At 31.4% G+C, this 1,348-nt stretch carries 2 protein-coding genes; both read right to left on the bottom strand.

Going from position 1 to position 1,348, the window contains the following annotated elements; all coding sequences use genetic code 11:
* Nucleotides 1–122: 122 nt before the first annotated feature.
* Nucleotides 123–842, bottom strand: coding sequence for a hypothetical protein (locus CBG10_RS08265; RefSeq protein WP_094512300.1), 720 nt, complete (start codon nucleotides 840–842; stop codon nucleotides 123–125).
* Nucleotides 842–1,021, bottom strand: a complete 180-nt coding sequence (locus tag CBG10_RS08260; protein ID WP_094503764.1) for a hypothetical protein — start codon at nucleotides 1,019–1,021, stop codon at nucleotides 842–844. Before CBG10_RS08260 ends, CBG10_RS08265 begins: the two co-directional genes overlap by 1 nt.
* Between the last annotated feature and the right edge of the window lie 327 nt (nucleotides 1,022–1,348).

The raw sequence follows: 1,348 nt of genomic DNA, 5'->3' as shown, positions 1-1,348 counted from the left end.
TTTCGTAAACGTCTTTTCGCATACTCATCACTTCCTCAAAAGATTGATAAAGTGAGTATACAAAAAATGCAGGAAAATCGACAATTTTAAACCGCCGATTTCCTACATTCTACAGCCGCCCTCTACATATAGTTGATAGAAAGTTCTTTCAAGTATTTTTGTAACTCACCATTTTTTTCATTCTGTTCTCTAATTTTACTTTGCTTTTTTTCCACTTCCACATAAGTTCTTAAGAAAAAATCATTCAGAATTAGGACTATACAAAAGATGAGGATAACACCCAATTGTAGTGCTCTATTTTTCTCACTAAGATCAATAAAAATTTGAATAATATAGATAAGTAAAAAAAGGAACGCTGTAAATCCTAAAATCGATATTTGGCTTTTTTCGTTGTACATAAATTGTCGTAGTATATTTGCTTTGGCTCTTAGCAACAAAATAAGGATACAAGTAAAAACACTAGTTAAAGCACAAAATGATATACCTATAGCAACTTCGTTCTCAATATCGGTTATTTTATACACAAAACTATAACTAAGATATACTGATATCTCAGAAATAAAAATTTGTAATATACATGCAAGAAGTATACTAAAAATGTTTGTTTTAAATCGGCCTTCGTTTGCAAGACAAGCAACTAATCCTACTCCTATAATGGTAGTAGGCATAAGAAGCCAGTCATAGCTTCCTATCACAATCGCCGTAAATACAGAAAAAAAGACAGTTACAACAGCTGTCTTTTTTAAATTTGAACTACCAATAAGTAATGTATAAATACTATATACACCTAATAACGTAAAAATGTTACATAGCACTAATAATAAAAGCGGTAATTTGACCATTATCTATGTCCAAAGGTGTGATTCCAAGCCCATGTAACCAAACTTCCTTTTGTCTTACTTGTTAAACCTGACATCTTACATTCTAAAAATTGAGCTGGATTCATAACTGCACCACCGATTATCTTCATTTGATCTTCTGATGAAATTTGTTTCTTTTCTAGCACTGTTTTTTTATTCATTATTAACGATTCCTTCCTCATAATTAATTGAAATTAGTTTATTAAATATACTGTTATCGTTCTTCAGTTCTGTATACGTACCTTGTTCCACAATCTCCCCTTTTTCTAAAACAACCACTCGATCAACAATTTGCGAAATTTGCAATCTATGTGCAATTATAATAAAAGTCTTATCAAGGCGCAGTAATTGCATCATAATTGTATCTGTCAAGTTTTCATAGGTAGCCTTTAAATATACAGTTTTAGTGGGTTAGTGCCTTAAAAAGTTGTCCCATTGGTCTACTTGTGGCCGTGTTAATCGGAATTATTCCTTGTACTGCTCCAATT

The sequence above is a fragment of the Limosilactobacillus reuteri genome (assembly GCF_002254085.1).
Lineage (GTDB): Bacteria > Bacillota > Bacilli > Lactobacillales > Lactobacillaceae > Limosilactobacillus > Limosilactobacillus reuteri_K.
This window is presented reverse-complemented; position numbering and strand designations above follow the sequence as displayed.

What these genes read in the sequence shown, in the direction of transcription:
- CBG10_RS08260 (WP_094503764.1), bottom strand. Translation starts at nt 1,021, where the DNA reads ATGAATAAAAAAACAGTGCTAGAAAAGAAACAAATTTCATCAGAAGAT.
- CBG10_RS08265 (WP_094512300.1), bottom strand. Translation starts at nt 842, where the DNA reads ATGGTCAAATTACCGCTTTTATTATTAGTGCTATGTAACATTTTTACG.